Source organism: Sphingobium sp. 15-1 (assembly GCF_013375535.1).
In the GTDB taxonomy this organism is placed as follows: Bacteria; Pseudomonadota; Alphaproteobacteria; order Sphingomonadales; family Sphingomonadaceae; genus Sphingobium; species Sphingobium aromaticivastans.
In genome coordinates, this window is sequence record NZ_JABXJG010000003.1 from 685,827 (window position 1) to 711,927 (window position 26,101).

Sequence of the window (26,101 nt, forward strand, 5' to 3'; positions counted from 1 at the left end):
GTGGGCGAGGCAGATGAATTTCGAATTTGACAGCGCGCAGCGGCAATTGGGGGAGGAGGCACGGCGGTTTCTTGTCTCGCGCTCGCCGTCGGCGGATGTCCGTTGCGTGCTGGAGGGGGAGCAGCCCTATCAGACGGAGCTTTGGCGCGAGCTGGGCGAAATGGGTTTCACCGGGGCGGCCATCGCGGAGGAATATGGCGGCTCCGGATTCGGCTATCTCGAGCTGTGCGTACTTGCGCAGGAAATAGGTCGGGCGATGGCCGCAGTGCCTTTCAGTTCGACTGTTTACCTGTTCGCGGAACTCATCAAGGCGGCAGGAACCGAGGCGCAAAAGCAGGCCTGGCTGCCACGGGTGGCGGGTGCCGGTCTGATCGGGACAGTTGCCTGGGCGGAAGGGCCGGGCGCATTCACGCCGGAATGCGTGACGACCGTGGCGATCGGCGGTCACCTGAATGGCTCGAAGACGCCCGTGCTTGATGGCTCCATCGCCGGCGCGGCGATCGTGATCGCCCGGGAACATGACGATCCTGCGGAGCTGTCGCTCTTCCTGGTAGAGCTCGCCTCTTCCGGCGTGTCGAGAACCGCGCTGGAGTCCATTGACCCGACGAGGGGCCTTGCCGCGCTGACGTTCGATCATGTGCCGGCGGAACGGCTGGGCGCGCGCGGAGCCGGGCTCAGCCTGTTGGCGGACGTGTTCGACAGGGCGGCCGTCCTTGTCGCCTTCGAGCAGATCGGCGGTGCGGAGCGCGCGCTCGAGATGGCGTGCGAGTTCTCACGCATGCGATTCGCCTTCGGTCGCGCGATCGGTTCGTTCCAGGCGCTGAAGCACCTGATGGCTGACATGTATGTCAGTACCGTGCTGGCCCGTGCCAACGCCTATTATGGCGCCTGGGCGCTGTCGGCCAACGCGTCGGTGCTGCCGGAGGCGGCGGCGTTCGCGCGGGTGGCGGCGACGCAATCCTACCAGCAGTGCGCAAAGGACAATATCCAGGTCCATGGCGGCATGGGCTTCACCTGGGAAGCCGACTGCCATCTCCATTATCGCCGGTCGAACCTCCTCGCCCTGATGCTTGGTGGCGCGAGCGAGTGGGAGGGCAAACTCATTGCCAAGCTGAGGGCGGAGCCCGCCTCGGTCGAGAAAATTCCAGCATAGAAGAGGGATCGCGGTGAGGACCGAATATGATACTTTGTATATCGACCGCGTTGGCACGGAAGGTCGTGTCGCCCGGATCACGCTGAACCGACCCGAGAAGCTTAACGCGATTTCCCCCCACATGATGGGGGAGCTGGACGCAGCGCTCCACGACCTTGAACTGGACCGAACGGCGCGAGTGGTGATTTTGCGGGGGGCAGGGCGCTGCTTCAGCACTGGCCACGACATTTCGGGCCCGGGTCAAAATGCGGCATCGCCCCGCAACCCTGAAATGAGCGGCACCAAATACACAGAGGACGGGCGTCCGCTGACGATGAACTTTCGCACGATGCTGCACGCGGGCACGGACATTCAGATGTACATGTGGCGCATGGCGAAGGTCACAATCGTCCAGGCGCACGGTTTTTGCCTGGCCGGAGGGATGGAGTTCGCGATGATGGCGGACCTCGTCACGGCGTCGGAGGACTGCCTGTTCGGGCATCCGGGCCACCGGGCCATCGGCGTTGCGCGCAATGGCAATATCCTTCCGCTGGTGATCGGCATGCGCAAGGCGAAGGAGCTTTTCTTCACCGGCGATGCGATCGATGGCCGGGCCGCCGAGGAGCTTGGAATGATCAACTATGCCTGGCCAGAAGCCGAGTTGGAGGATCGCACCATCGCGTTTGCAGACAGAATCGCGAATCTCAGCGCCGACTTCCTGGCCGGTTTGAAGACAGCGGCCAATGCCTTCTACGAAAATATGGGCATTCAGTCGTCCGTCTCGACCTGCACTCTGACGGATGCGGCCCTGGCCAACAGCGAATCCGCCTATGAATGGTGGAGCAAGCTCGATGAATTGGGCGTGCGGGAAGCGGTGCGATGGCGCGATACGGGGTATGGGGACTATTCTGCCGGCAGCAGCAAGAAGTGATCCCCGGTTATCGGGATCAACGACAATAACGACTTGGATGGGGTGTTAGATGGAACGGATGGCCACTTTGAACTCGGGACATGCAGCATGAACACGACCGAGTTGCGCGAAGCGCTCGATTACGCAAATGTGCCGACATTGCTGCTCTTGCTCTATCAACTGACGGGCGAAAGCCGCTGGCTGGAGGCGCCCTATCTGCCCACGCCGATGCTTGGCTTCACCGATCATGACACGGGTGGCTTGTCGGACGACATTCAAGCGGAGGTGCGGGCCGCGGCGCTGGAGGCGATCGAGGCGTGGAAGGACGGCAAGCCCATAGCCGTGCCGCAGCCCTCGGCAGAAACGATCAACAGGATGCTGAGCGTGTCCACTGGCGACCCCATCCCTGAGCGCTATTCGGAAATGGTCGACGATACACTGCGTCTCGCTTCGCGGCTGGCGCAGGCGAAGACTCCAGCGACGTCGGACACGGGCTTCAAAGCCATCGTCATCGGGGCGGGAGCCTCGGGCCTTGCCGCCGCCATCCGGCTGCAGGATCTGGGCATAGCCTATACGATTCTGGAAAAGACCGGGAAGGTAGGCGGCACCTGGGTGGCGAACCGCTATCCTGGGGTGGGCGTGGATACCCCGAACCACCATTATTCGTTCAGTTTCTCCAATCATGACTGGACCCGCTATTTCTGTCATGGCGCGGAACTGCGCGACTATCTTCAGAAGGTCGCCCGGGATTTCAACATCCAAAGCCAGATTCAGTTCGACACCGAGGTGTTGGAACTTGAGTGGCAGGATGCGGACCAGGAGTGGGAGGTTCAGGTCCGGCGAGCCGGTTCGGACGCGGTCGAGGTGATGCGCGCAAATGTCGTCATCAGTGCCGTCGGTATCTTCAGCCCCGCCAGGCTACCGGCGATCAAGGGGCTGGACGTTTTCAAGGGCGTCATGGCGCACACGGCGGAATGGCCCGAACATCTGGATCTGGATGGCAAGGATGTCGTGGTTGTCGGTAGCGGGGCCAGCGCCATGCAACTGGTTCCGGCCATCGTTGACAAGGTCAAGTCGCTGACGCTGATCCAGCGCACGCCGCAATGGTCGGCGCCCATGGACGAGAAGTTCCGGGGGGTGATTGCTGAACCGCTGCGCCGCCTGTTTCAAGAGGTGCCGCTCTACACCACTCTCTACCGCATGCGTATCGGCTGGATGGTCAACGACCGCTTCTATGCCCAGATTCACAAGGATCCGAACTGGGGTCATCCGGAGCGCTCACTCAATGCGGAAAATGATGCCATCAGGCAGCAGCTCGCGGACTACACCATCGCCCAGTTGGGCGACCGTAGGGATCTGATCGACAAGCTGGTCCCGAATTACCCGCCCTTTGGCAAGCGGTTGCTGGTCGATCATGGCTGGGTGCCGGCGCTGATCAAGCCCAATGTCACGGTCGTGAACGAGGGCGTCGCTGAATTGCGGGAGGATCGCGTCGTGACCACTTCCGGCCAGGAGATCGTTGCGGATGCGGTCCTCTTCGCGACCGGTTACGATGTGCAGCGCTTCCTTTCGACGCTCACTGTCGTGGGGCGGTCCGGAACCACATTGCGGGCGCTGTGGGGCGATGACGATGGCAAGGCTTTCCTTGGCGCCGCCATTCCGGATTTCCCCAACTTTTTCTGTATTTACGGTCCGAACACCCAAACCGGCCACGGTGGAAGCCTGATCGGACTGGTCGAGCACCAGATGAATTTCATCGCCAGTGCGATCGAACAGATGGTTGAGAATGATATCGGAACGCTTGAGATCAAGCGCGACGCTCTCGACGGCTTCATCAATATGATCGACAGCATGCACGAAAAGCTGGTTTGGACCCATCCCGGCGTCGATAGCTATTATCGCAATTCGAAGGGCAGGGTGGTCATCACCACGCCTTTCTCGACCTTCGAATTCTGGAACCGCACCAAGGCGGCCGATCTCAGCCTGTTCGACTGCGAAAAGCGGAAAGCCTCGGGAAAACAAGTCTCTCCGGCGATCGCGGAACAGTCATAATATGCGAACGTCCTGTTTGACGGGTGGGAAAAAAAATGAATTTTGAGGATTCAGCGGAGGAAGCCGCTTTCCGCGCCCGGGTACGAGCATGGATCGAGGCAAATGCGCCCGTCGGGCTGAAGCGGGAACTGGAGCAGACTCCGTTCGGGCAACTGGGTCTGAAGTCGGTGGACAGTCTTCAGGCCGCGAAGGACTGGCAGCGCAAGAAGGCGGAGGGCGGCTGGGCCTGTCTGTCATGGCCAAGGGAATATGGCGGGGCGGGCGCGTCGCCCATCGAAACCCTCATCTGGCACCAGGAGGAGGGGGTGTACAAGCCGCTGGGCATGCCTTTCATCGTTGGTCTTGGCGTATGCGGCCCCGCGATCCTGGCCTGGGGCACAGCGGAGCAGAAGGCCAGATTGCTGCCGCCGATGATCGTCGGTGACGAGATCTGGTGTCAGTTGTTTTCGGAGCCGGCGGCGGGGTCCGACCTCGCCGGCGTTCGGACGCGAGCCCAGCGCAGCGGGGATGACTGGATCATCAACGGCAGCAAAATCTGGTCCAGCGGCGCGCGCGATTCCCAAAAAGGGTTGTTGATCGCGCGGACGGACCCCAGCCTTCCCAAGCATGCCGGCCTGACGATGTTCTACATCGACACCGACACGCCCGGCGTCGACATCCGGCCAATCAAGCAGATCAACGGCCATTCGCACTTCAACGAGGTGTTTTTTACCGATGCCCGGATTCCCGATAGCCATCGGATCGGGCCTGTCGGAGCCGGCTGGAAGGTCACGCTGACCGCCCTGCTGAACGAGCGCGCGTCCGTCGGCGCCGAAATGCAGACGGGGTTCGACGATCTGCTCCCATTCATCATGCGAAACACCAAGCGCGGGGGGGCTCTTCTGGATAGCGGGCTCGTGTCGCGGCTGGCGAGCATTGCAGTTCGGGACAACGGCCTGAAGTTCACCAACTATCGCGTGATGACCGCCATTTCCGAGACCGGCGAGCCGGGTCCGGAGAATTCGGTGATGAAGCTGGTTGCCGGAGCCACCAGCCAGGAGGTCGCGATGCTGGGCATGGACCTTCAGGGCCTTGCCGGTGCGGTGATGGGCGGCGACGTGAACGAGGATGGCGAGCTGTTCCAGATGATGCTGCTGCGTTCGGCCGGCAGGCGCATCGAGGGCGGCACGGACGAGATCATGCGCGGGATCATAGCCGATCGCGTGCTTGGACTGCCGGCGGATATCCGCGTTGACAAGAATGTGCCCTTCAACCTTATCCCGCATTCATAGATCCAGCCGGGAGCGCTGGCGCACGGCATGGAGAAGGGGCCCGATGGAGGCACAAATGTCAGTAGAACCCTATTCGACCTGTCTGGCGCGCTTCAGGGCGGTTGTGTCCGCCAGGGGAGCGTCGGTTGCGCTGCGCTATTTTGATGGCGCGCTCAGCTATGACGCGCTGGACGACCTCAGCAACCGATTTGCGGCGTACCTGCGCCGCCACGGCCTCGTCTCCGGCGACCGTGTCGCGTTGATCCTGCAGAATGTGCCTGCCTTCATCGCTGCGGTCCTGGGCGTCTGGAAGGCGGGAGGCACCGTCGTGCCCGCCAATCCGATGTATCGGACCCGTGAGATCGAACTGATCTTTGGGGACTGCAAGCCGAAGATCGCAATCACGACCAAGGACTTTTACGACGACGTTCTGGCGAAGATGGCTGCCAACCTGGCGCCGGGCCATGTCATGTTCGTCGACGCGCGCGCATTTCAGTCCGCGGACGATCCCCGCGCCTTTTCCTCAAGGATATTGGAACTGCCGCGCGGCGGCCTGGACGACCTTCCCGCCGCAGATGGGGATTTGGTCATCGACCCGCAGCCCGACGACCTCGCCTACATCGTTTACACATCGGGGACATCAGGCGTGCCCAAGGGGGTGCGGCTGCTGCACAGGAACATCCTGGCCGGAGTCGAGACGAGCATAGCGACCTTCGGGGTCACCTCCGACAGCGTCATCCTGGCGATGGCGCCGCTGTTCCATGTAAGCGGTCTGATGCAGCATCTGGGCATCGCGACCTGCTCGGGGGCGGCCCTGGTCCTGCTGCACCGGTTCGAACCCAGCCTCGCGGTCGAGGCGATCAGGCAGCACCGCGTCACGCACGTCAGCGGGGCGTCGACCGCGTTCATCGCGATGATGAATGTTCCGGGCACGAGCCGTGCGGATGTTGCGAGCGTGGGTACCATCGTCACCGGCGGCGCGCCGACAGCGCCGGCCATATTGCATCAGATCGAGGACTTTTTCGGCGCCAAGCCGAGAAATGCCTACGGTCTTACCGAGACGGGCATCGCCAGCCACCTGACCCCCCGTGACGCGGACATTCCAGTCGACCGGGAAACGGGCGCTATCTCGGTCGGGCGTCCCAATGTGGGTTTCCAATCGCTCATTGTCGATGAGGAGGGCAAGCCGGTTCCAGCGGGCGAAGCTGGCGAGATCGTGGTGAAGGGCCCGACGGTGGCGGATGGCTATTGGGGGAAGGCTGAGGAAACCGCCGCGGCGTTCCGTGAGACGGGCTTTCACACCGGCGATATTGGACGGGTCGACGCGGACGGCTGGTATTATATCATCGACCGCAAGAAGGACATGATCAGCGCGAGCGGCTTCAAGGTCTGGCCGCGCGAAGTCGAGGACGTTCTTTACAGCCACCCAGCGGTCAGGGAGGCTGCGGTCGTCGGTGTTCCCGACAGCTATCGCGGCGAAACGGTGAAGGCGGTGGTGAGCCTGAAGGAAGGGCATCACGTTACCGATGGGGAGCTGATCGGTCATTGCCGCGAGCGGCTGGCCGCCTACAAAACGCCGCGCCTGATCGAAATCATTGCCGAACTGCCCAAGAATCCCGCAGGCAAGATCCTGCGCCGCGAGCTCAAATCATGACGTTGCGATACGTTCGATGAAGAACGAGAATTTGAAAAGAGCGGCCGGTCTATCCCTACTTAATGACGGGCGGGTTGGATGACATCCGGCGCGCGTACCGAATGGAGAAACGCCTGACCGATCCCTTTCGCCGGGGCCATCTGCTATGCCATCGCCTCGATATATTTCTATTCGATGGGGATGTTCATCGCGCCGATCGAAAAGGAACTGGGCTGGAGCCGTGCGCAGATTTCCTCCGCCTTCGTGATCCTGTCCGTCGTGGGTGTTTTCGCCAACCCGCTGATGGGCCGGGTGCTTGACCGCTACGGCTCGCGTCGCGTCGCCCTGTTCGGCATGTCGGTTCACTGCGCCGCGTTCAGCGCAATGAGTCTGGTCGAAAGCCTATGGATGTGGTGGTTCCTGTGGGGGCTGGCGGCCGTCGGTGGCGCGGCCGTGAGCGCGATGGTCTGGGTCGCGGCGACTGTGTCGCGGTTCGATAAGGCGCGGGGCCTCGCGCTGGCGATTACCCTGTGCGGAGCGGGCATCGGCGCGTCCGCCGCCCCGCTTCTGGCGAGTGGATTCATTGCCGACTATGGTTGGCGGGGCGCTTATGCAAGACTGGGCGCGGGAATGGCGGCGGTGGCGTTGCCGCTTATCCTGCTGCTGTTCTATGACGCTTCGGATCTGCGCCGCCGTTCTGGAGAACCGGTCCATGCGCCCGCGCAGCGGGCCTTAGTGGGCGGCTCATCCTATCTGGAAGCCCTGTGGTCGATGCAGTTCATCAAGCTCGCGCTATCGACCCTCCTGCTTTCGGTCCCGATGTTTGCGATCAGCGCCAACTTGATACCGATATTGGCCAGCTTGGGCATCGACAATGTCGTCGCCGCCAGCGCCGCCGCAGCCTTCGGCATGGGGTCGCTTGCCGGGCGCGCGGGGACGGGACTGCTGCTCGACCGCGTCAATCCGACGATATTGGGCGCCGTCATCTTCGCCCTGCCGATCGCCGGCCTGGTCCTGTTGATGAGTGGCGCTGCAATCGCCCCCGCCGTCATCATCGGCGCCGCGACACTCGGTCTGGCGCTTGGGGGCGAGATAGACATAGTCGCCTATCTGACGAGCCGGTATATGGCGGAGACCGAGTTCGCTTCACTATTTGGCATCATTGTGACGATGCAGATACTCGCGCTCGGAATCGGCCCCTTCGCCGTCAACTATGGGTTCGACCTGACCGGATCGTACAGCAGCTTCCTGGTCGCGGCGCTGCCCTGCTTTGCGCTGGCGTCGATGATGATCCTGTCGCTGGGCAAGCCCCGCATAACTGTCGGGCAGCCCGCTGAAGCGGCCTGACATCGCCGCCTGCTTGAACGGCAGCGGTTCAGATCAGGACGGTGACGCCGACCGACTTCAACCTGGCCGCTGTCACATTGCACCGGTCGAGCAATTGGACAGCCTCCACATCCAGCGCTGCCAAGATCTGCGCGATCTTGCTGAAATCGTGCGCGTGCGGGCCGTTCTTGGCGGGGTGCATGAACGAGGCTGGCGTGTTGGCAGCACTTCGGGATGCCGACGCGATGATGATGACGCCCGCGCCGCGCGCGCTGATCGCTTCCATCGCCCGCGCCAGATCATTTTCTCCGCCCGCTTCCGCGATGAGGCTGGTCAGCGGCGAGGCCGGTCTGAGAACCAGCGGGACCGCACGCAAAGCGTCCGCTTTTCCCTTTTGCAGCACGATCGTCTCCGACTTGTCGAGATCGGACGTGACGATCTTCATCTGCCACGTTCCGCCATGTCGGCTTTCGAACGCCGTCACCGTTGAGCAATCTATGTAGCTGTCCTGTTTCTGGCGGAAAACAAAGAGATCTTTGATGCATCCCAGCTTGAGATCCAGGCGGCAGGCCAGCCGCGCAAGATCGCTAAGATCGGCATCCTCGCCGGCATCGTTGATGATGCTGCATATCACGCCGGAGGGGTTCATCCCGGCCAGACGTGCGAGGTCGGTCGCGGCTTCAACTTGGCCGATCCGCCCCAGCACCCCGCCATCCGCGGCGCGGAGCGGGAAAATGTGGCCGGGGGTCACGATCTCCAGGGATGGATCGGTGGCATAGATTGCCGTGGCGATGGTCCTGGCGCGGTCGGCTACCGAAATGCCGGTACTGACGCCATGCCTTGCCTCGATAGATACCGTGAAGGCGTGTCCGTCATGCTGGTCCGGCGTGCCCGTCATCATCGGCAGGCCCAGTTCTTCGATGCGTTGCCGGGTCAATGCCAGGCAGATCACGCCCTTGCCATGGCGCGCCATGGCATTGATCATCGCCGGTGTCGCCATCTGCGCCGCGCCGAGCAGGAAACCCCGATTGGCGCCATGGTCATAGACGATGACCATTCGCCCGTTCCGAAGCTCGTCGAGCAGATCTTCAACTGGGCTGAAGCGTGGAAGCGCGGTTTCGTCGCTGTCCGCGTCAAAATAGAGTGCCTTCGCCAACATAGCTTACCTCACGCAGCCGGACGGCTGCCTTGTCATTGGAATGGGATGACCGAATGGATGAGCCCGTTGCAATAAACACCGGGTTCTGATGCACAGTCCTCTTCCCAGAGGTCCGTAACTTCGCCCACGAAAATCGTGTGACTGCCGAACCCGTGGCTCATGGCGATGCGGCACTCGAACGCCGTTATCGCGCTGAGGAGGACCGGGACATCGCTGTTGCCGTCTCGCCAGTGATCCGATGCGAAGCGTTCATGCCCCTGCAAACCGCGTTGGTTGGAGAAGATGGCGACGATTTCGCCATGGTCGCTGCGGAGTTGGTTGACGCTGAACCGGCCGTTCTCGAGGATGAGATCATGCGCGCTCGCGCTCTTGTTCACCGCCACGATAAGCGAGGGAGGGTCGGCGCTGAGCGAGCACCACGCCGTTGCGACAAGGCCGCGCCGCTGGTCGCCCGTTCCTGTTGCGATGACCGCCATCGCGCCCGGAACCTTGCGCATCTGTTGGATGAACGCGGTCCTGATCAGGCTGATGGCATCGGCGGATGGCTCGACAATTTCGCTCACCTTATGGGCTCCATCTCGTTTGAGGGGCGGGATTTCCCCGGCCTTGTTCCGCTGGGTGAGACCGGCCATCGGTGTCATCTGCGGTGTTGTTCCTGCAAGATGACAGGCGCTTGGCATTAGTTCAAATAATGGTATGTGATGATCTTCATATGATTACGATATGGGGTGCGTGATGGATGTTCGGGCGCTCACCGTCTTTGTGGCGGCCTATGAGGAAGGGAATTTCAGCCGGGCGGCCGAGCGCCTCAATGCCACGCAGCCGGGGGTCAGCGTGCAGATGTCCGCTCTTGAGGCTGAGCTGGGCGTATCTCTGTTCGAGCGGACGGCGCGCGGCGTGGTGCCTACCGGTCCCGGCAAGCGGCTCTATCCACAGGCGTTGCAGCTCATCCATGATCTCCGCAAGACCGAACATGACATAAAAAGTCTGTCCGGCGTGATAACCGGACAGATTACCGTCGGCATTCCGCCGACTCTGAGCATGGCCATATTAGCGCCGGTGTTGACCGCTTATGTCAACGCCTATCCCGATGTCGATATCCGGATATTCGAAGCCTATAGCGACACGCTGATTTCGCTCATTGAAAGTGGTCAGATCGATTTCGCGTTGGTCGCGCCGCTGCCCAATCATTCCGCCATTACCTATACGAAGATCTTTACCGATCATTTTGTCCTTGCTTCAAACCGCGAGCTGGGTCTGGCGGAGGACACCGCCGTATCCTTGAGCGAGCCGCCCCTATTCAAATATGTTGTCCCCTCCGTGCTGCGCCGCAGCCTCTCGGTCTTGCTGGAGGAGCCATTGAGAACCGGGCGCATCGTGCCCGCCCGGATGATAGAGATAGACGGCCTTGCCGGCATGCTCGAGTTCATCGCGTCAAGCGACTGGGTGGGGCTGCTCCCTTCGGCCACAGCGCACAGCCGGTTTGGCACCGACAATATCCGGTTCAGCCCGATCACGGAAGAAATCCACATCAATTATTTCGTCGCGCATCTGCGGACCAGGCCGCTCGACACCGCCTGTGAGAAATTCGTTGAGCTTATCCATGCAAATCTCTCGCTCGTCGAGCATGGCAGTTCGCGATTCCGCATCACGCGGCGCGGTTTGGAGGAGGGCTGACAGCGGCGCCAAGCATCTGCCTTGCATTAATTTAGTTGATCAACTAGATACGATTCATATCGTAACAGGAGAGGGATGTTCCAATGGATAGCGGAAATGAACCTGCGGAATCCGGGATTCCCGAAGCCTATCGATCGTTAAGTCTGCGCGATCGTGTCATCGTCGTGACCGGTGGGGGCGGGGGAATTGGCGGAAGCGCCGCGAAACTGTTTGCCGCACGCGGCGCTTCGGTCGTTGTCTCCGACAAGAATGGCGCGGCCGCAAAGGGGGTCGCTGACGCAATCATCGCATCCGGCGGACAGGCGACCTCGATCGAGACCGATGTGTCGGTGGAGGCTGATGTAGAGGCGATGGTTGCTCTTGCGGTATCGACCTTCGGCAAGCTCGACGGGGCGTTCAACAATGCCGGCATCGGATCGAAAGGCGGAGCGCTTACCGACTATGCGCTTGATGATTGGCGCAACACCTTCTCGGTCAACATCAACGGCATGTTCCTGTGTTTGAAGCATGAGGTGCGGGCCATGCTGGAGGTCGGGCGGGGCGCGATCGTGAATACCGGTTCCATCTCGTCCGTCATCGGCCTGCCCGGCAATTATGATTATGACGCAACCAAGCATGCCGTGCTGGGTCTCACCCGCACCAGCGCGCTCGACTATAGTAGCCGGGGTATCCGCATCAACGCGGTCCTGCCCGCCGCGATCGATACGGCGCTGATGCGCAAGCATATCGGTACGCGGGAAGACCTCGCTGCGGCCATGGCGGCCAGCCATCCGATCGGGCGCTATGGCGAGGCCATTGAGGTGGCGGAGGCGGCGGCCTGGCTGCTCTCCGACGCGGCCTCCTTCGTAACTGGTGCCGGTATCGCGGTCGACGGGGGCTATACCGCCGCTTGATGTGGAAGCTGGCCGGCATCCCAAACCGTTCCAACCGCAGGCAGCGCTTTATCTTCCCGCCGTGGCTTTACCGCCAGCGCAGCCTTGTCGAGCGCTGCTTCAACGGATCGTCGCCTTACCAGTGCACCATCGGCAGCCCGGCGACCGGGCAACGGAAATAGGGGATAGTCGAACCCTTCAATGATCCAAGATACGCGGTGCGGAGGTCTGGGCCGCCAAATGTGACGCTTGCCAACCACGGCGCGATGGTTCCGCCAGTGGCGGCCATCGTCTCGAAACGGACGGGCTTGCCGCTGTCAAGTTCCGTATCGAAGCGGGCAGTGGCGGATGCGTCGCCGTCTTCCAGCAGCGTCAGCGCCTCTCCCTCCGGTGTAATGGCGATCAGCCGATCTGCAAAGATCATCGTGGCCCAGAGGTTGCCATAGGAATCGAAGGCGATTCCGTCGACCGCTCCGGGGCCGAGCGAAGAGGGGCCGAAAATCTCGCGATCCGTCAATGAGCCGTCCGGCAGCACGCGCAACCTTGTGACCCTGCGCGCTGCGGTCTCCGCGACGTAGAGCCACTCTTCCTGTGCATCGAAGCGGATCTCATTGGTAAAGGCGAAGCCGTCCGCCACAATGCGCATGCCGCGGTCGTCGATCAGGGCGATGTAGCCGTCGGCTAGAGTGCTGCAAATAGCGTCGCTCCAGGGATTGACCTTGGTTGACACGGTGATCCAGATTCGGTCGCGCGAATCCCTCAGCACGAAGTTGACCTTGCCGAGCGGCTGTCCGTCGATGTTGTCGAAGAGGGTGCGGCTCTTGCCGTCGCGGGTCATGATCTCCAGCGCATCAGTGCCGAAATTGGCGATGAGCACATCGCCGTTGCGTGCGAAGGCAAGGCCGTTTGGCAGCGTGCCGCCCAGCAGGCTGTTGGCTTCGTTGGCCTCAAGGTTGAAGTGATCGCTGGCTGACTGGACGACGAGATGCTGAATCCCGTCCGGGCGGATGTGCATCACGCCGCCGCGCGCGTCAGCCGCCCACAGTGAGCCGTCGCGCTCCGCCAGGATGCACTCCGGCCGGGCCAGCCCGGTGCCGATGGTCCTGATCGCCACGGGATTAACCTGCCATCCCTTCAGGGGGTTGGGCGCATGGGATCGAAGGAGCGTCACCGGTCAGATCCTGACGTTCGCCTTGCCCTTCAGGCGTAGCAGCTCGCGGGCCTCATCCGGGGTTGCCACCTCAAGCGACAAGGCTTCGAGGATGGTGCGAATGCGCCGCACCTGCGCGGCGTTGCTCTCCGCGAACTTGCCCGGACTGTCCCACAGCGAATCTTCCAGCCCGACGCGCACATTTCCGCCCATGGCGGCGGCCATCGTGCCGATGCCCATCTGGAACCGGCCGGTTCCGATCACGGACCACATATAGTCATCGCCAAACAGCCGGTCCGCCGTGGCCTTCATATGCGCGACATCGGTGTAATGGATGCCGATGCCGCCGCGAATGCCGAAGACCGACTGAATGAACAGGGGCGGCTTGATGAAGCCCCGGTCGAGAAAATGGGCCGCAGTGTACAGATGGCCGATATCATAACACTCTATCTCGAACTTCGTACCGGCATCGCCGCAGGACTGCAATATGCGCCCGATGTCGCGGAACGTGTTGCGGAATACGAAGTCGTCGCTGTTTTCGAGATAAGGTCGTTCCCAGTCATAGGTGAACTCCTTGAACCTGCCGAGCAACTCATACAGCCCGAAGTTCATCGACCCCATGTTGAGCGATGCGATTTCCGGCTGGAAGCGCGCGGCCGGCGCCAGCCTTTCTTCCAACGTCAGGATTGGCGAGCCGCCGGTAGTCAGGTTGATGATCACGTCCGACCGCTCGTGGATCACCGGCAGGAACTGCCCATATACCTCCGGATCCTGGGTAGGGCGCCCCGTTTCCGGGTCGCGCGCGTGCATATGCACGATGGCCGCGCCTGCCTCGGCCGCCTCGATAGCGGAATTGGCAATCTGCTCGGGCGTCCTGGGCAGGTGGGGCGACATCGACGGAGTGTGAATCGAACCCGTGATGGCGCAGGTGATGATGACTTTCTTGGGCACGCTCCTGGTTCCTTGTTCTGAACTGGGGCGGAACGTCTTTTGCGCCTCGCCCGATATGTCTGTCATGCGGTCTGCACGGCACCGGGCCCGCCATAGGCGGTCCAGCCGCCGTCGACGGGAACGATGGCGCCGGTAACGTAGGTCGCGGCGTCGGAGAGCAGAAAGGCCGCCACACGAGCGACTTCCGGAGGCTGGCCGAGCCGCGCCAGCGGTGTTCGGTCCTCCAGACGCTTGATGTCGAGCTTGCCCTCAGCGGCGAGGCTCTCGATCATCGGCGTCGCGAGATAGCCCGGCGCGACCGCGTTCACGCGGATGCCCGCCGCTCCCCACTCGCAAGCGAGGTTGCGCGTGATCTGGGCAACTGCCGCTTTCCCTGGCGCGTAGGAATTTCGGCGCGGTATGCCGGTAAAGCCGTTGACGGAGCCGACATTGACGATCGATCCGCGACCCGCCGCCATCATCACGCGCCCGGCGGCGCGACATATCAGCATCGTGCCGCGCACATTGACATCGAAACCGCGCTGCCAGTCCGCCATGTCAAGATCCAGCGCCCGCTCCACGCGATCGCTGATCCCCGCGCAGTGAAAGACGCCGTCAAGATTTCCCATGCTGGCTACCGCCTGCGCGACGATAGCGTCGCAGCCAGCTTCGTCCGCGACGTCAACGGTTCCGTGCCCGCAACCGCCCAGTTGCGCCGCGATCTCCGCAAGGGCCGGCGCGTTGAGGTCCGCGAGGAACAGTCTCGCGCCTAGCTCATGAAACAGCTTCGCAGCGGCGAGGCCAAGCCCGCTCGCGGCGCCAGTGATCAGAATATGGCGACCGGTCAGATCACCGAGTTGGTTAGTCATTTCCGACCTTTCGCCGATGTCGGCAGCCGCGTCAGCGCCGCCGGAAATTCCGGCGATCCCGACGCGGCCATGACATGCCACTGCCCCCTTTCGACCGGGTTAGGCTGCTGCAAGGCTGGTGACATGGGGTTGGACCGCGGAGTCGTCATATTCCAGGTGCGGCCAGATCTCGGTCATGAACCGGGAGATCGTGTTGATGCAATCTTCCTTCGGTTGCTGCGCAAAATGGAAGATGAGCGTGATGAATTCGCACGGCACCTTGTTGTAGATGTCGATCCATTCTTGCCTGACCTGCTCGGCGGTGCCCCCGATATAGATGCCGGATTTCTTGATATTCTCGATCATCTCATCGTCATTGACGTCACCCGTCGGAAATTGCGGAAAGAACGGGCCGTAGAAATTCTTATAGATATCCAGATCATAGTCACGGAGCTTGCGGTTATACTCCTCTTCGGACTCGCAAATATGCACCCAGCGCACGATGTTCTGGCGCTCTCCGGTGCGGTAGGTTTTGCCGACCTTCTTCGCTTCTTCGATATAGATCTCGTTGCCCCGCATCACCTTGTCGAAACTGGTGAAGTGCAAGGGGTAGAAGCCCATCCGCGCACAGTAGCGGATCGATTCCTCGCTCTTGCTCGTGGCGACGAACACCGGCGGGTAGGGGCGCTGATAAGGGGAGGGGACGACGCTGATCGCGCGGACCGCGCCATTCTCGTCAATCTCACCCTCCGCACCCGCATCCCGGGCGATCTTCCAGGCGGGATAGCCCTCCACGCCCGTCTCCAGAGGATAGGGGGCCTGATAATATTTACCCGAAAGCTGCAGCGATTCATTCGTCCAGCAATCGATCACCATCTGGACGCGCTCTTCGAAAATCTCCCGGTTCTTTTGGTCGGAGGAACTGCCATCCGAAATGGTCGCAACGCTTTCCGTGAACTGACCCAGGATATTCGCCCATCGCGACTGGTACCCACGCGCGAAGCCGACAAAGAAGCGGCCATTGCTGAGATGGTCGATAATCGCGGTTTCCTCGGCGACGCGGATCGGATCCTGGGTCGCCATGACATAGCCCATCGCGCCTACGTGCATCTTATCGAGCTTAGCCGCCCAATAGGCATTCAGCGCACCTGGATTGGGGCCGACCTCATAGCCTTCGGAGTGGAGGTGATGTTCGATCGTGGCTGCACCCCACACACCCATAGCTTCGGCTGCTTTCAGCACATCCGTCCACTCATGAATGATCTTGTTATACAAAGCTCCGTCGCGGCCGACTGGCTTCGCCGCTTTACGGCCTTCCTCGCCGTCGGTGGGGATGACGGGATATACTTGGAGAATCACCTTAGGACGCGCCATTGCTACACCTATTTTCTGTCAGGATCTGACGCAGTTCATGGGCTAGCTCTCATCATTATGTCCAATAATGGATTATCATTATATTCATATGAAACTTTTATCTCTGTTCCACGCCGGTTGGGGCACGTGAATATAGGCCCCCAGCCATAGGGAAGCGGCGATATACGGTGTTGCATGCACTGCTGCCTGATGTCATTAATCAACTAAGTATAAACCTGCTCTTTCGAGCCGCAGCCAATGGGAGATGATGTATGGAATTCACGGAGCTGGCGTCCGGGCTCGCTTTTCCGGAAGGCCCAGTGGTCATGCCCGATGGCTCGATTATCGTGACGGAGATCGTATCCGGTCATGTCACGCGGATCTGGGGGGAGGGCAAGCGCGAACTGGTCGCGGACACGGGGGGCGGTCCGGCCGGCGCCGCGGTGGGGCCAGATGGCGCGCTTTACATCTGCAATCTCGGCGGCTTCGACCTGAAGTCGATGTGTTTCGGTCAAGGGCCGGGCTATGAAGGCCGGATCGAACGGATCGACCTTTCAACCGGAAAGATCGAGCGCCTCTACGAACGCTGCGGCAACAAGCTTCTGCAGGCGCCCGACGACATCGTGTTCGACCGGCAAGGGAACATGTGGTTCACCGACCTTGGCAAGGACTTTCTCAACGACCGGACCTATGGCGGCCTTTATTACGCAAGCATTGACGGGAGTTCGATCAGCGAGGTCTATGGCCGGGGCCTGTCGTTCAATGGCGTCGGCCTGACGGCGGGGGAGGACATGCTCTACGTCACCGACACCTATAGCGCCCGGGTGTGGCGCCTTGAGATCGAGTCGCCGGGCCAGGCCAGGCCGGGGCCGTCCGGCCATCCGGGGCACCTCCATGCGACGATCCCGACCGGCGGTGCTATCGACAGCATGGCAGTGCTGGAGTCAGGAAAGATTTGCGTCGCGGCCATCCATCCTGGCGGAATGGCCGTGGTGACCGAAGAAGGCGCTGTCGAACTTATCGACCTGCCAGACGATGTCGTCACCAACATCGCCTTCGGCGGAAGCGACATGCGGGATGCCTACATCACTCTGTCGGGAACGGGGAAATTGCTTCATTGCCGGTGGCCCGAGCCGGGGCTCAAGCTGAACTTCAGTGATTGAGCTGGCCTGCCTGTAGCGCGCACGCCATGATCACTTGGCGTGTGAGCGCACCCGGACCCTCGTCGCACGACGTTTCGCTGTTGGTGGCTGCCGCGCGTGAAGCGGCGATAGCGACGCTGGTCCGATCGTCCGCCCCGGCTGCTGCCCGGCTCCTAAGGTTCAGGCCCTGCTGCTGATCCCGTACATCAGCATGTTCACCACCTCATGCGTATATTCCAGCCGGGCTGGCTGCGACATGCCCCTGACACGATAGGCGTTCCCCATCTGCTGGCTGGCATCGATCAGGGAGTCGCATGCGCCGCGCATGATGTAAAAGGTCATTTCGGGGTCGACGTTGCGGAACTCCCCCAATTCTATGCCTTCACGGATGATCCTGTTCTGCAGCTCAATAAAGGGCTGCATGATCTTTTGATCGATGGCATCCTTATATTTTTGTTCGCTATGCCGCAGGATATATTGGCATAGAACATTGATATACGGATGGTGCCAGTAAAGTTGCATCAAGCCGGTCAGATGGATTTCCATCTTCTTCCTTGGTGAGATGCGCGCCTCGACCAGTTCGCTCAGAGCCTCCATGTTTTTCTCGGCTGCATGGAGCGCAACGGCCGTCAGCAGACCGTCCTTGTTGCCGAAATGATATTTGATGAGCGCGCTGTTCAATTTTGCGCGTGCTGCGATTTGCAGCAACGTGACGTCAATGGAGTTCATCTCCACCATGAGTTCGCTGGTGCTTTGGATAAAGCGCAGGCGAGTATCCCCGCGCGTGTTCTGCGGTGCCTCCGCTACTGCCAGAGCTGCCGGAAGATTTTTTGGCATTGGGGAATCCACCTCGATTATCCGATTTGTCGGAGACCTAACTGCCATCAGAGCGTTAGTTAATCAACTCAGCATAGCTCAAATTACTGAGGAAATGCGTGTTCCGGCGCAGGGCAGGATGGGAAAGGGCCCGCATGATAGGCAGTCCTGATCTCTCGCTGCTTTCGAACGGCCGGTCGGCCCAAAATGTGGATTATGCTGTTCAAGGCCGCGCGCTGCGGGATGGCGGCTCCCTTCCAAACCAATGGGACAGCCTTGGGCAAGCCCGGTCGGAGGGCTAGATAGTTTATCGATTAATTCATATTGACCGGCTTCAGCTTCTTGAATTAGGGAAGATACGCCACGCAAATACCCGTGCGCCCCAATATATTGTGGACCATCAAGAAATGTCGAGGAATGGCGGATGCTGAGACAGATTTCACAACTCGAACTGATCGACGGTCGCGCTGCCGAGTTTGAGGAGGCATCGAAGCCCGCCTTCGCCCTTGTGCGGGCGGGCGATGGATGTCGTGATGTAAAATTGCTGCGCTCGATTGAGAAGCCGAACAATTATTATGTGCTGATTGAATGGGACAGCCTGGAGCATCATCGCCGGTTTGAAGCGGCGAATGCGCCGAAGGTGCTCGCCCATATCGGCCATCTTGCCGTGCATGTGCTGAGCCAGCATTTCGACCTGGTCGATCTGGGTCTGAAACCCTGAGGGAAAGCGGCTCACCCACCCAGGGCTGGCAGGGAATGCCCAAGGATCCGGGCGAGGTTCCGGCCGCACTTTGCCGGTAGGATGCGAGCCAGCACAGATGCTGATGTTCGTTCGATCCCGACATGAGATAGAGGATGACGCCGATTATGCCGCATGTTGATCCAAGACCGGTTCTGGTTACCGGTGCCACGGGGGGGCAGGGGGGCAGCGCCGCGCGCCATGCCCTCGGCGCGGGCATGTCTGTGCGGGCCCTTGTTCGCGACCCCGACAGCGCGGCGGCGCAGGCACTGTCCGCAGCCGGCGCGCAGATCGTCAAGGGCAGCTTTGACGACAAGGCGGCGCTGGCCGCGGCAATGGACGGTGTCCGCGCTATTTTCTCGATGCAGCAGGATGGCGCGCCCCTGACGGAGTTCGAGACGCTGGTCGAGGCGGCGGTCGCGGCCGGTGTTGAGCAATATGTCCATAGCACGGTGTCGGGGGTGCGGCAGCAGGAAGCGGCCCAAGGCGATTTGGTCGATGCCGTGAAGGGCGACTATTGGCCCACGAAGATAGCGCAGGAACGACTGGTTCGGAACGCGCCCTTTCGCTTCCGTACATTTCTGCGTCCCGGTCTGATCCTGGACAATCTCATGCTGCGGGCGGCATTCTTGTACCCGCGCCTGGCGACGCAGGGTGATTTCCTGATCGCTATGCCCGTCGATCAACCCCTATCCTTCATTTCCTATGACACCATTGGCTGTGTCGCGGCCGAAGCGTTTACCGATCCGATCCGCTTTGATGGCGCGGAGATCGAGTTGGCTGACGCCTATGCCTCCTACGCCGATCTGGCGGCGGCTCTTGAGCAGGTCAGCGGGAAGCGCGTCACCGTTACCTCGGCGCCCATCGAGGATGCGATACGCCTCGGCCTGTTGCCGCGCGTTGCCCATTCGCATGTCTGGCTCACCGATATAGGTTATCCCGCGCGTCCGGAAATGCTGAAGCCTTTCGGGATTGAGCCGCTGGCGTTGGTGGATTGGGTTCGTCAGAATATCGCCGGCATTGATATCGGGACTGCAGCCTAGCTGTCGTTGCGATTCAGATCAGGCGGAGCCAGGGGCGAAAGCGACCATAGGGCAAAAGGCCGATTTTCCGGCATCGGAACGCAGCCTACTCAGCGTAGGTGAGCAGCGGAAGCGCAGAGAGCCGCCATTCGCCAGCCGCCAGGGCTGAATGGCGATCTGCGCCCGAGGGCTTCTGAACATTTCCGAGGTAACGACCGGGGCGTTGCCGCGTGATCAGTCTTCTTCCGCGATGCGCAGTGCGAGTTGTTCCGCCGCTTCAGGGAGGCGCAACTGACAGGAGAGGCGCGAATCCGGGGTTCGATGAGACGAGGTAGCCAGCAACTCATTTTCGTCATCGTTCATCGGTTCGAACAGATGTGCATAGGCTGGATCGATATGGACATGGCAGGTCGCGCAGGCGCAATTGCCGCCACAGATTGCAGCAAGGTCGTCCAGTCCGCTGTCGCGGATCATTTCCATCAGCGAGCCGCTTGGCGCCGCATCAATCTCGCGAATATCTCTGCTGCGTGTCGTGATAATTAGCTTCGGCATCATTTGTCCCGCTCGGCGGCCGGGGAACGGCCGGCCATGTGAAGCCGTCCATATCGAAATAAATTATTCAGTCAATTAAATTCCGGTTGACCTGCCAAGCCGGGGCGCGATAGCGATGCGATCGCCCGCAGCAAGGCAGGCATTGTCAGCGTGGGCGCGCAAGCGCCAATCGTCTGAGCCGTGCCAGGCAAGCGGAGGAGAGAGTGAGGATGTCGATGGACTTCGCTGGCAGAGTGGCGATCGTAACCGGGGCCGGGCGGGGCTTGGGACGCTCCCACGCGCTGATGTTGGCCGCAAAGGGTGCGCGTGTCGTGGTCAACGACCTGGCGCCCGAAAGCGGGTCGGAAAATGTCGCCGCCGCTGTAGTCGAGGACATTCGGAGGCAGGGCGGCGTTGCAGTCGCTGACCACCACGATGTTGCCACATATGCCGATGCCGTCGTCCAGACCGCGATCGACAGTTTCGGCCGGCTCGATATCCTCGTCAACAACGCCGGGATCGTGCGCAGCGCAAATTTCGCTGACGCGGCCCCCGGTGAATGGAACAAGATATTTGCGGTCCATTTCGAAGGAACTGTCGCCATGTGCCGGGCCGCCTGGCCCCACCTGGCATCGTCGGGCGCCGGGCGGATCATCAACACGTCGTCCAGCGGCATGCTGGGCAACGCGGCCTTCAGCGCCTACGGTTCGGCAAAGGCGGCGATATTTGGCCTGACCCGCTGCCTGGCGATGGAGGGCGAGGCGGTCGGAATGACGTCGAACGCCATCTTGCCGAGCGCCTGGACCAGAATGGCTGATGTGATTAAGGATGCCGCCATTCTCGAGACGATACGCAACCATTTCCAGCCGGAACATGTCTCCGCGCTGGTCGTCTGGCTGGCCCATCAGGACACTGTCGTGAACAATGAGGCGTTTCAGGTCAGCGGCGGCCGGGCTGCGCGCCTGACGATGGCTGCTTATCCATCCGTCAAGGTGAGCGAAAGCACGCCCGAAGCCTGGGCCGCGCAATCGCAGGAGCTGTTCGCGGCAACGAACCTGTGTCCTGTCGGGTCCACCGTCGAGCTGTTTGTCAGCGAGTTGATGGCTGCGGACCCTTCCATCCTCTCGAAGATGGCCGGGCATGGGCGCGGCGGTCTGGATTTGAACGCCACGGTTTCGGATGCACGCAGCGACCTATGATGGCGCGCTGCGCGCTGTGCGACACGGATTTGACCGCTTTCGGAAACGACGGGAGACATGATGCCAAGGCTCGCTGGAAAAATTGCCCTCGTGCTGGGCGGCGCGTCCGGCATCGGTGAGGCGATTGCGCGTCGATTTGTCGTGGAAGGCGCGCGGGTCGTCGTCGGGGACCGGGATGAGCGGCGCGGCAGGGCGGTGGTGCACGACATCGGCCAGGCTGCGCGCTTCGTCCTTATCGATGTGTCCGACCCGGATGCCTGGCCTGGCCTTGATGATGACATCAGAAGCGCGGAGGGAACTATCGATATTCTTGTCAATTCCGTCGGCGTGGTACGGATGGGATCGATTGAGGACGGAACTTTCGAGGACCTCAAATTCATCCAGTCGGTGAATTCCGATTCGATTTTTCTCGCATGTCAATTCGCGATCGGCATCATGAAGGACAGGAGCCGCGCAGGCTCCATCGTCAACATTCTGTCGGACTCTGCGATCCGGCCCAACCATCATGCCGCCGCTTATGGGGCGTCCAAGGGGGCGGCGCTAAACCTCAACCGTGTGGTGGCGCTGCACTGCGCTGAAAAGGGCTATCCCATTCGCTGCAATGCTGTCCTGCCGGGCCTCATCGACACGCCCATGACGCACGCGGTTTTCGCGCGGATGCCGGATCCGGACGCGGCGATCCGGGATCTGCTGGCGCGGCATTTCCCGATGGGGCGCATGGGCACCGCGGATGAAGTCGCGTCCGCCGCGCTGTTCCTCGCTTCCGACGAGGCGAGCTTCATCACCGGCGCCAGCCTGGCGGTCGATGGCGGGCGGACGGCGGCATAGCCATAACGCCGGACAATCCACACTGACATGGCGGGAGGAAAAAGCGGATGAAGAGCTGGCTTATCACGGGCATCAGTGCTGGCTTCGGCAGGTTGATGGCGGAGAAGCTCCTGGCGGCGGGCGACAGGGTCGCGGGCACGGTCCGCAAGCTATCGTCGGTCGATGATCTCAAGGCGACATATGGCGACCGATTTTGGGTGGCCCAACTGGACCTGACCCACAGCGAAGCGATCAAGGGAGCGGTCGACGACGCCTGGGCGGCGCTGGAGCGGATCGACGTGGTCGTCAGCAACGCCGGCTACGGCCTGCTCGGCGCGGCGGAGGAGGTGACCGATGCGCAGATCCGGCACCAGATCGACACCAACCTGCTCGGCTCCATCCTGCTCGTCAGGGCAGCGCTTGCGCATATGCGCGCGCAGGGCGGCGGCCGAATCCTGCAACTGTCGAGCCTCGGGGGCCAGATCGCGATCGCCGGCGGATCGCTCTATCACGCGACGAAATGGGGCATCGAGGGCTTTATGGAAGCGGTGGCTCAGGAGGTCGCGCCGTTCGGGATCGGCTGTACGATCATCGAGCCCGGAAGCTCCCGCACTGGATTTCGCGCGCAGGGGTCGGTCGTCGGGCCGCCTATCGCCGCCTATGACGCTTCGCCTTCCCGCAAGATGAATCACGTTGTCGACGACCGGACCATCCAGTCACCCGGCGATCCGGCCAAGGTGGTCGACGCGATGATCGCCTGCGCCGACGCAAACCCCGCGCCGCTGCGCCTCGTTCTGGGGAGCGATAGCTACACTCACATGAAGCACGCTCTCTCCACCCGCCTGGCCGCGCTGGAGGCGCAGCGCGACCTCGCCTGCTTTACCGACCATGACGAAAAAGGGGACGGTCTGCCCCTTTATTGACCAAATCGCCTCGAAGAGAAGGGGATATATGCCGCCGTAGCCCACCGTTCACATGACGGTTCGAGTCCTTGGTGGATGCAGGCCCAGAATCGACACGGCCTATTGCGAAGCCTCTTCCGAGATGCTAATTAGTTGAACAGTTAAATTGAACGAACACCGAATCGGGGACGGATGATGCAGATCGGCATGCTGTTGATTTTTCAAAACTATGAGAAGCAGCTATCGGATGCTGAGGCATGGAGCCGCGATCTCGCGCTGGCGGACCTTGCCGAACCTCTCGGCTATGAAATCTTGAGCTGCGTCGAGCATCATTTTTTCGATTATTCGACGTCCAGTTCGAACATCCAGTTGCTGTCCTACTGGGCGGCACGGACAAAGCGGATCAAGCTGCTTACTGGTGTCGTGATTCTGCCATGGAATGACCCCCGCCGCGTGATGGAGCAGATGTCTGTTCTCGACCATCTGAGCGGCGGGCGTGCGCTGTTCGGAATTGGCCGCGGACTGGCGCGCCGCGAATATGACGTGTTCGGCATAGACATGAATGAGTCGCGGGACCGCTTCGATCAGTCGGCCCGCATCATTCTCGATGGTCTTGAGAGCGGCTACATGGAGGCGGATACCCCGCTCTACAAGATTCCGCGCACGGAAATCCGTCCGCAGCCGCGCGCCGGGTTTCGCGACCGCCTTTCGGCGGTGGCGATGTCGACCGACTCCATCCCGTCCTGCGCCGAACTGGGCGCGCAGATGGTCTGTTTCTCGCAGAAGCCCTGGGCGGAGATGGTGCCGCATTTCGAAACCTATCGTGAGCTGTTCCTCCAGCACCATGGACGGCAGGCGCCGAGCCCGTTGATCGCGGATTTCATGGTGTGTTCGGAGAGTGCGGATGAGGCCGAGGAACTGGCGCGCACGTATATGGCGAATACATTCTATTCGGTCATGGAACATTACGAAATTATGGGCGGCCATTTCAAGACGATGAAGGGCTACGGTGCTTATGCCCAGGCGGCGGAGGAGGCTGCCGAGCAGCTCAAGTCGACCGCTCTAGAGCAAATGGCAACGGGTTTTGCCGACATCAATACGTTCGGTACGCCCCAGCAGGTTCTTGACCGGCTTGAGGCCCGCCGTGCCCTGATCGGTGACTATGACTATCTTATCCAGCCCAGTTTCGGCGGCTTGCCACGCAGTAACGCCGAACGGAGCGTGCGCCTGTTTGCCGACAAGGTGATGCCGGAACTGCGCGCCCTGAAGAAAGCGTCCTGAGGCATGGCCCGGCAGAAGGGCCGTTTGGATTAACTTTGGCGTAAGGGCGCAACCCGAGCTGACTGATGTCTCGCGCGTTGCCCAAAACGCTGTTCGAGGAGAAGATGTGATGACAGACGTAAATCCGTATCCCGATGAGCTGAAGCCATATTGGGGCGAGCTTATGGACGTCGACGCTCATGAGCAGCTTCCGGCTCAGGTTTGGGAGCAGGAAATGGGGCCGGCGCTGAAAGACCTCGCCACCTACTGGTTGAACATGGAAGATGATGGCCGCGACCGCCATCATCCCAATGTGCCCGGATATGTCAAGGATGACGCTCCCATTAGCCCGGATACCATCTGGAAGCAGAAGGGGCCGCCGGCGCCAGCCGCGGCAGATCTTTCGCGGCGGCCGCAAGTGATGGACCTTATGGGGATCAAGCGGCAGTTGATCTTCCCGACCATGGGCATCCAGTGCGCGGCGATGATTTATCTTCCACCCGAGCATCGTTTCGGCAAGAAGATCCGCGCGACCTATGAGGAACGGCGCGCCTACGGTTTCGAGCTGCTGAAGGCCTATAACGACTGGGGCATCAGGGTTGCGAAACACAGCGACCGCGTGCGCCCGGTGCTTCCGATCTACAGCGAAACGGTCGAAGGCATGATGACCGAGGCGCGCAGGTTGATCGACAACGGCATTCGCGCGATCTGGTTGCTGAGTGGCGAGATGCCCGGCGGCCGCTCGCCCGCCCATCCCGATCTCGATCCGTTCTGGTCGCTGATGGAGGACAATAACGTCGCGGTCTGCCTGCACGTGTCGTCGCGTGGTCGCGTGTTCGTCGAGGATTGGGCAGACGCGCCCGCATTCAAGGGCTTCACCTTCCTTGGCGAGTTCGATGTCGATCCCTGGTCAACCGCGCACTTCCACACGCTGGCGGAGAATTTCCTGCTGACGATGGTGCTGGGCGGGGTTTTTGTGCGTCATCCGATGCTGCGCTTCGGGTGCATCGAGCTTGGCGCCGGCTGGATCGGTCCGCTCTGCGAGCGTCTCGACATGTGGTATGGTCTAGATATTGCCCGAGTGAACAAGAACGGCGCGGGTCTTCCGCACCCGCCCTCATTCTACGTCAAGCGGAATGTTCGCGTGACCGGTTTCGATTTCGAGCCGTTCGGTCGGTACCTGAAGAACTATGATCTTGAGGATGTTCTTTGCTTCGCGTCCGACTATCCTCATGTCGAGGGAGGAGAAAAGCCGCTCGTCAAAATGTATGAGGAAATTGCGCCGTTGGGCGAGCATGTCGTGAAGAAGTTTTTCGTGGACAACGGGAAGTGGCTGCTTCCGGACTGATTTAACAATCACCGACTAGATCTATTCATATTGAATATGCCGT

General features: G+C 61.1%; 24 protein-coding genes. 16 read left to right on the forward strand and 8 right to left on the reverse strand.

The features are described 5' to 3' along the window. Positions 1 to 13 precede the first annotated feature (13 nt). From HUK72_RS26240 to HUK72_RS26265, 6 genes are all read left to right on the forward strand, one after another. Positions 14 to 1,153 (forward strand): acyl-CoA dehydrogenase family protein, encoded by a 1,140-nt coding sequence (locus HUK72_RS26240; protein ID WP_176599378.1) that lies wholly within the window; start codon positions 14 to 16, stop codon positions 1,151 to 1,153. A gap of 13 nt (positions 1,154 to 1,166) precedes the next feature. Continuing rightward, positions 1,167 to 2,063, forward strand: a complete 897-nt coding sequence (locus tag HUK72_RS26245) for an enoyl-CoA hydratase-related protein (protein ID WP_176599379.1) — start codon at positions 1,167 to 1,169, stop codon at positions 2,061 to 2,063. An 87-nt stretch (positions 2,064 to 2,150) separates the two neighbouring features. Beyond that, a complete protein-coding gene (locus tag HUK72_RS26250) occupies positions 2,151 to 4,094 on the forward strand; it encodes an NAD(P)/FAD-dependent oxidoreductase (protein WP_176599380.1) in 1,944 nt (647 codons plus the stop codon). Between the two features lie 35 nt (positions 4,095 to 4,129). Then, the gene (locus tag HUK72_RS26255) at positions 4,130 to 5,365 is read left to right on the forward strand and encodes an acyl-CoA dehydrogenase family protein (protein WP_176599381.1); all 1,236 of its coding nucleotides are present in this window, start codon (positions 4,130 to 4,132) and stop codon (positions 5,363 to 5,365) included. A 55-nt stretch (positions 5,366 to 5,420) separates the two neighbouring features. Beyond that, a complete protein-coding gene (locus HUK72_RS26260) occupies positions 5,421 to 6,998 on the forward strand; it encodes a class I adenylate-forming enzyme family protein (RefSeq protein WP_176599382.1) in 1,578 nt (525 codons plus the stop codon). 138 nt (positions 6,999 to 7,136) lie between these two features. After that, positions 7,137 to 8,324 (forward strand): MFS transporter, encoded by a 1,188-nt coding sequence (locus HUK72_RS26265; RefSeq protein WP_336952212.1) that lies wholly within the window; start codon positions 7,137 to 7,139, stop codon positions 8,322 to 8,324. Between the two features lie 28 nt (positions 8,325 to 8,352). Here the strand turns inward: HUK72_RS26265 and HUK72_RS26270 are convergent, their stop codons facing one another. Next, a complete protein-coding gene (locus HUK72_RS26270; protein WP_176599384.1) occupies positions 8,353 to 9,462 on the reverse strand; it encodes a 3,4-dihydroxy-2-butanone-4-phosphate synthase in 1,110 nt (369 codons plus the stop codon). Positions 9,463 to 9,494: 32 nt separating this feature from the next. Continuing rightward, positions 9,495 to 10,025: a flavin reductase family protein gene (locus HUK72_RS26275; RefSeq protein ID WP_176599385.1), complete on the reverse strand. Its 531-nt coding sequence runs from the start codon at positions 10,023 to 10,025 to the stop codon at positions 9,495 to 9,497. 172 nt (positions 10,026 to 10,197) lie between these two features. Here HUK72_RS26275 and HUK72_RS26280 point away from each other — a divergent pair, with 172 nt between their 5' ends. Next, positions 10,198 to 11,139, forward strand: a complete 942-nt coding sequence (locus HUK72_RS26280; RefSeq protein ID WP_176599386.1) for a LysR family transcriptional regulator — start codon at positions 10,198 to 10,200, stop codon at positions 11,137 to 11,139. Between the two features lie 83 nt (positions 11,140 to 11,222). After that, positions 11,223 to 12,032, forward strand: a complete 810-nt coding sequence (locus HUK72_RS26285) for a glucose 1-dehydrogenase (protein WP_176599387.1) — start codon at positions 11,223 to 11,225, stop codon at positions 12,030 to 12,032. Positions 12,033 to 12,147: 115 nt separating this feature from the next. On the opposite strand, the gene HUK72_RS26290 is transcribed toward HUK72_RS26285, so the two are convergent. From HUK72_RS26290 to HUK72_RS26305, 4 genes are all read right to left on the reverse strand, one after another. Then, positions 12,148 to 13,125, reverse strand: coding sequence for an SMP-30/gluconolactonase/LRE family protein (locus tag HUK72_RS26290; protein ID WP_336952183.1), 978 nt, complete (start codon positions 13,123 to 13,125; stop codon positions 12,148 to 12,150). 60 nt (positions 13,126 to 13,185) lie between these two features. Continuing rightward, positions 13,186 to 14,112: a 3-keto-5-aminohexanoate cleavage protein gene (locus HUK72_RS26295; protein WP_336952185.1), complete on the reverse strand. Its 927-nt coding sequence runs from the start codon at positions 14,110 to 14,112 to the stop codon at positions 13,186 to 13,188. A gap of 62 nt (positions 14,113 to 14,174) precedes the next feature. Continuing rightward, positions 14,175 to 14,960 carry an SDR family NAD(P)-dependent oxidoreductase gene (locus HUK72_RS26300; protein ID WP_176599390.1) on the reverse strand — a complete coding sequence of 262 codons (786 nt, stop codon included), beginning with the start codon at positions 14,958 to 14,960 and terminating at the stop codon, positions 14,175 to 14,177. A 99-nt stretch (positions 14,961 to 15,059) separates the two neighbouring features. Beyond that, complete coding sequence (locus tag HUK72_RS26305) at positions 15,060 to 16,298, reverse strand: LLM class flavin-dependent oxidoreductase (protein WP_176599391.1); 1,239 nt, start codon at positions 16,296 to 16,298, stop codon at positions 15,060 to 15,062. A 266-nt stretch (positions 16,299 to 16,564) separates the two neighbouring features. Here HUK72_RS26305 and HUK72_RS26310 point away from each other — a divergent pair, with 266 nt between their 5' ends. Next, on the forward strand, positions 16,565 to 17,455 hold the full coding sequence (locus HUK72_RS26310) for an SMP-30/gluconolactonase/LRE family protein (protein ID WP_176599392.1): 891 nt from the start codon (positions 16,565 to 16,567) through the stop codon (positions 17,453 to 17,455). Positions 17,456 to 17,614: 159 nt separating this feature from the next. On the opposite strand, the gene HUK72_RS26315 is transcribed toward HUK72_RS26310, so the two are convergent. Further along, positions 17,615 to 18,271, reverse strand: a complete 657-nt coding sequence (locus HUK72_RS26315) for a TetR/AcrR family transcriptional regulator C-terminal domain-containing protein (RefSeq protein WP_176599393.1) — start codon at positions 18,269 to 18,271, stop codon at positions 17,615 to 17,617. Positions 18,272 to 18,674: 403 nt separating this feature from the next. Here HUK72_RS26315 and HUK72_RS26320 point away from each other — a divergent pair, with 403 nt between their 5' ends. Further along, on the forward strand, positions 18,675 to 18,971 hold the full coding sequence (locus HUK72_RS26320) for an antibiotic biosynthesis monooxygenase (RefSeq protein ID WP_176599394.1): 297 nt from the start codon (positions 18,675 to 18,677) through the stop codon (positions 18,969 to 18,971). 146 nt (positions 18,972 to 19,117) lie between these two features. Next, entirely contained in the window at positions 19,118 to 20,032 is a 915-nt protein-coding gene (locus HUK72_RS26325) for an NmrA family NAD(P)-binding protein (protein ID WP_255326064.1), read from the forward strand. A gap of 213 nt (positions 20,033 to 20,245) precedes the next feature. Here the strand turns inward: HUK72_RS26325 and HUK72_RS26330 are convergent, their stop codons facing one another. Further along, positions 20,246 to 20,566: a 2Fe-2S iron-sulfur cluster-binding protein gene (locus HUK72_RS26330; protein ID WP_336952190.1), complete on the reverse strand. Its 321-nt coding sequence runs from the start codon at positions 20,564 to 20,566 to the stop codon at positions 20,246 to 20,248. A 206-nt stretch (positions 20,567 to 20,772) separates the two neighbouring features. On the opposite strand from HUK72_RS26330, the gene HUK72_RS26335 reads away from it, so the two are divergent. From HUK72_RS26335 to HUK72_RS26355, 5 genes are all read left to right on the forward strand, one after another. After that, a complete protein-coding gene (locus tag HUK72_RS26335; RefSeq protein ID WP_176599396.1) occupies positions 20,773 to 21,741 on the forward strand; it encodes an SDR family NAD(P)-dependent oxidoreductase in 969 nt (322 codons plus the stop codon). A 57-nt stretch (positions 21,742 to 21,798) separates the two neighbouring features. Further along, positions 21,799 to 22,569, forward strand: coding sequence for an SDR family NAD(P)-dependent oxidoreductase (locus HUK72_RS26340; RefSeq protein ID WP_218036299.1), 771 nt, complete (start codon positions 21,799 to 21,801; stop codon positions 22,567 to 22,569). Positions 22,570 to 22,616: 47 nt separating this feature from the next. After that, positions 22,617 to 23,471 (forward strand): SDR family oxidoreductase, encoded by an 855-nt coding sequence (locus HUK72_RS26345; RefSeq protein ID WP_176599398.1) that lies wholly within the window; start codon positions 22,617 to 22,619, stop codon positions 23,469 to 23,471. Positions 23,472 to 23,657: 186 nt separating this feature from the next. Beyond that, the gene (locus tag HUK72_RS26350; protein ID WP_176599399.1) at positions 23,658 to 24,731 is read left to right on the forward strand and encodes an LLM class flavin-dependent oxidoreductase; all 1,074 of its coding nucleotides are present in this window, start codon (positions 23,658 to 23,660) and stop codon (positions 24,729 to 24,731) included. A 109-nt stretch (positions 24,732 to 24,840) separates the two neighbouring features. Then, a complete protein-coding gene (locus HUK72_RS26355; RefSeq protein ID WP_176599400.1) occupies positions 24,841 to 26,058 on the forward strand; it encodes an amidohydrolase family protein in 1,218 nt (405 codons plus the stop codon). Positions 26,059 to 26,101 lie beyond the last annotated feature (43 nt).

Bases quoted from the DNA above. Each gene is read 5' to 3' on its own strand.
- HUK72_RS26240 (WP_176599378.1), top strand. From the start codon at position 14: ATGAATTTCGAATTTGACAGCGCGCAGCGGCAATTGGGGGAGGAGGCA.
- HUK72_RS26250 (WP_176599380.1), top strand. From the start codon at position 2,151: ATGAACACGACCGAGTTGCGCGAAGCGCTCGATTACGCAAATGTGCCG.
- HUK72_RS26255 (WP_176599381.1), top strand. From the start codon at position 4,130: ATGAATTTTGAGGATTCAGCGGAGGAAGCCGCTTTCCGCGCCCGGGTA.
- HUK72_RS26260 (WP_176599382.1), top strand. From the start codon at position 5,421: ATGTCAGTAGAACCCTATTCGACCTGTCTGGCGCGCTTCAGGGCGGTT.
- HUK72_RS26270 (WP_176599384.1), bottom strand. From the start codon at position 9,462: ATGTTGGCGAAGGCACTCTATTTTGACGCGGACAGCGACGAAACCGCG.
- HUK72_RS26280 (WP_176599386.1), top strand. From the start codon at position 10,198: ATGGATGTTCGGGCGCTCACCGTCTTTGTGGCGGCCTATGAGGAAGGG.
- HUK72_RS26285 (WP_176599387.1), top strand. From the start codon at position 11,223: ATGGATAGCGGAAATGAACCTGCGGAATCCGGGATTCCCGAAGCCTAT.
- HUK72_RS26300 (WP_176599390.1), bottom strand. From the start codon at position 14,960: ATGACTAACCAACTCGGTGATCTGACCGGTCGCCATATTCTGATCACT.
- HUK72_RS26310 (WP_176599392.1), top strand. From the start codon at position 16,565: ATGGAATTCACGGAGCTGGCGTCCGGGCTCGCTTTTCCGGAAGGCCCA.
- HUK72_RS26315 (WP_176599393.1), bottom strand. From the start codon at position 18,271: ATGCCAAAAAATCTTCCGGCAGCTCTGGCAGTAGCGGAGGCACCGCAG.
- HUK72_RS26320 (WP_176599394.1), top strand. From the start codon at position 18,675: ATGCTGAGACAGATTTCACAACTCGAACTGATCGACGGTCGCGCTGCC.
- HUK72_RS26325 (WP_255326064.1), top strand. From the start codon at position 19,118: ATGCCGCATGTTGATCCAAGACCGGTTCTGGTTACCGGTGCCACGGGG.
- HUK72_RS26330 (WP_336952190.1), bottom strand. From the start codon at position 20,566: ATGATGCCGAAGCTAATTATCACGACACGCAGCAGAGATATTCGCGAG.
- HUK72_RS26335 (WP_176599396.1), top strand. From the start codon at position 20,773: ATGTCGATGGACTTCGCTGGCAGAGTGGCGATCGTAACCGGGGCCGGG.
- HUK72_RS26340 (WP_218036299.1), top strand. From the start codon at position 21,799: ATGATGCCAAGGCTCGCTGGAAAAATTGCCCTCGTGCTGGGCGGCGCG.
- HUK72_RS26345 (WP_176599398.1), top strand. From the start codon at position 22,617: ATGAAGAGCTGGCTTATCACGGGCATCAGTGCTGGCTTCGGCAGGTTG.
- HUK72_RS26350 (WP_176599399.1), top strand. From the start codon at position 23,658: ATGCTGTTGATTTTTCAAAACTATGAGAAGCAGCTATCGGATGCTGAG.
- HUK72_RS26355 (WP_176599400.1), top strand. From the start codon at position 24,841: ATGACAGACGTAAATCCGTATCCCGATGAGCTGAAGCCATATTGGGGC.